The organism is Leptospira borgpetersenii serovar Javanica, from assembly GCF_003046425.1.
Lineage (GTDB): Bacteria > Spirochaetota > Leptospiria > Leptospirales > Leptospiraceae > Leptospira > Leptospira borgpetersenii.
The window spans coordinates 1-2,500 of sequence record NZ_QAJG01000011.1 but is presented as its reverse complement, the minus strand read 5'-3'; the positions used below and the strand labels follow the sequence as shown (position 1 = coordinate 2,500).

The window sequence follows — 2,500 nt, the reverse complement described above, 5'->3', positions numbered from 1 at the left end:
GGAAATTATAACGTATTCAGCATCGGTTCAACAAAACTATTGTAGTTTACTGCTTTAGAAAATTCTGATTTCAGATTCATTTCTATCGAATAGAAATTTTTAAATTCTCTCTGATGGGAAAGATGAAAATAAACTACAATTCGTTACAACTTCACTCAGGCTGAACTGAAATTTCCGATTTCAAAAAACAACTCAAAAACATTTGCGAATTCAAGTTTATTTTTTGTTATCTACAAAAATCATTTATGCCAAAGTATTAATGCCAATTCATATTTAACCCTTTTCGCTGTAGATTAGTTTAATACGCGATCTGGCTTTTTCGTGTAAGAGTTTTCTTCTTACGTCGAATTCACGTTAGGTTATAATGGATTTTTTATTTCTCGGTTTCGTGGTAAATGTTCACATTTAAATCTTCTCAATCTTAGATAAAAAGCTTTATAGAATTCTACTTCATTTTGAGTGTCTTGTCGTTATCTAAGAAAGTTAGGGTGATGAAATTGTTTTATTTTACAGAATTATCAAAATGAAGTATCAAAATTTAAATTACAAATTCGAATTGATAAGTTAGAAAAATATAAAATCCTAAATGTATAAGGTTTTTGTAAATTCAAAAGAGCCAATAATAAAAAAGTGTTCCTTTTATAGGATGCAGCGAATGAGGTAAATGAATTTTATAAACTATAAATATGCCGAGTGTTTCGAATTGTCTTAAAGTTTGAAAGGTTTGATAAAATTGTATTTTAAAACATTCGGTTCAAAAAGTTTTTCCACATATTGGTTCTGATTTTCGAAATGATTGTTAATGAATGTAGAACGATTGGTTGGGGGCATCTATTTTCAATATAACTGGAGTTTAAAGTGTTGAGTATCTTCGGTCTTTTATCACTCCAATTAAAGGGCTGAATGTGTTTTCTATTTTTAAAAGTTCAAAATCAATATGAACTTAATCCTCAGTCTTAATCCAGTTTATGAAGACGAAAATTTGAATTTTAAAACAAAAAAAGGAGAGTGGATGGGAGGAAAATGAACATGCAAGACGGAATAAATGTATGTTTTTAGAAGTGGATTGAATATACAATAACGCGATTTAATCGTAGATAAAAGTTCAAAATTTTAATCTTATTATTTTTTTATTGTGGGAATAAGTTGTTTTGATTTGACTTCGAATCAGAGTAGAAGGCACGAGATTTGTGTAACTATTCGAAATTATATATTATATCTTATGTGTACAGCTATAAAATTTAAAATATGAGGGTACCAATGCAGGTCAGTAATGAGTTCGTTGCATTCAATGTGCATGGAATAGATATCAAGGTGATGTTGATTAAGTTGTCGGGGATCGTTGATAATCGTTCTATCATGAACGTTCGTGATGTTATTTTATCGATTTTAGATGAGTTTACCGAGCTTTATATTTTGGATTTGAATGAGATTGAGAATGAGGAATTTATCAACCTAACTAACTTTAGAAAAATGCTCTCGGATTCTATTCGTACGAATCATAATTGTATTATATTATCTAAGTGTAAGAAATTGGAGTTGTGGATCGAAAACTACTCTGTCTTCAATGGGGTTTACCTGGCTAAAAACGATACGGAACTGATTCAGATTTTAAATGAAAAAGTTCCAAATGACGTTTTTCTGGGAGATGCGAACGACGAACCCGATATCCGATTGCATCTGGATTATCTGATCAAAGACGGATACTAATTTCTCACTATCCTTTTTAGAGAGTGTCAGCTCGATTGTGTAAATGACTTGTGAATAAAGTAAAAGTAACAAGGATAAAACCAAGAGATGAGCACCCCAAAAATCGAGTAGAAGAGTTACTGGATGAATTAATCAAAGATAAGAGTCCTGAAGAACTACTGGGAAACGAAGGCCTTTTAAAGCAACTAACAAAATCGTTGGTGGAACGAGCGATGATAACTCAGCGGACGCCTCTCTATGAATCGGCGCCCAGGAGAGCTAACGCACCACTTGGGCTACGAGAAGAACGCTTCGTCTGGAAATAACTCAAGCAATTCTCGGAATGGAACAAGTGTCAAAAATCTCAAAGGGGATTTTAGAACAATCGATTTGGAAGTTCCTCGAGATAGAAACGGAAGTTTCGAACCACAGATAATCCAGAAAGGTCAATCTCGATTTATCGGCTTCGACGATAAAATTATTTCGATGTATTCACGGGGAATGACAACTCGAGAAATATCCGAACATCTCAAAGAAATTTATCAAGTTGAGGTTTCATCGGATTTAATTTCTCAAGTAACGGATTCCGTAATGGAAACGGTGATCGAGTGGCAGAACCGCCCGTTGGATAAGGTAATCCGATTCTCATCATGGACGCGTTAGTCGTAAAGGTGAGAGATGGTAATCACGTCGTAAACAAATCCTTCTATTTGGCATTAGACAAAATGGCGCCCCTTCTGGGCTTGAAAAGCGTGGGTTAGATGCGAGCATTTACCACAAAACAAGAAAACCAACAGAAGGAACGCAATGA

General features: G+C 33.8%; 1 protein-coding gene and 2 pseudogenes (1 of these 3 cut by a window edge). 2 read left to right on the top strand and 1 reads right to left on the bottom strand.

Annotated elements, in window-relative coordinates:
- Positions 1–180, bottom strand: a pseudogene (locus CLV95_RS20080) (transposase); its annotated part reaches 433 nt to the left of the window's first position; the annotation flags it as partial.
- A gap of 1,137 nt (positions 181–1,317) precedes the next feature.
- Between CLV95_RS20080 and CLV95_RS10340 the strand changes: the two are divergent.
- Positions 1,318–1,710 (top strand): hypothetical protein, encoded by a 393-nt coding sequence (locus CLV95_RS10340; RefSeq protein WP_002739720.1) that lies wholly within the window; start codon positions 1,318–1,320, stop codon positions 1,708–1,710.
- 74 nt (positions 1,711–1,784) lie between these two features.
- A pseudogene (locus tag CLV95_RS10335) lies at positions 1,785–2,408 on the top strand (IS256 family transposase); the annotation flags it as partial.
- Positions 2,409–2,500 lie beyond the last annotated feature (92 nt).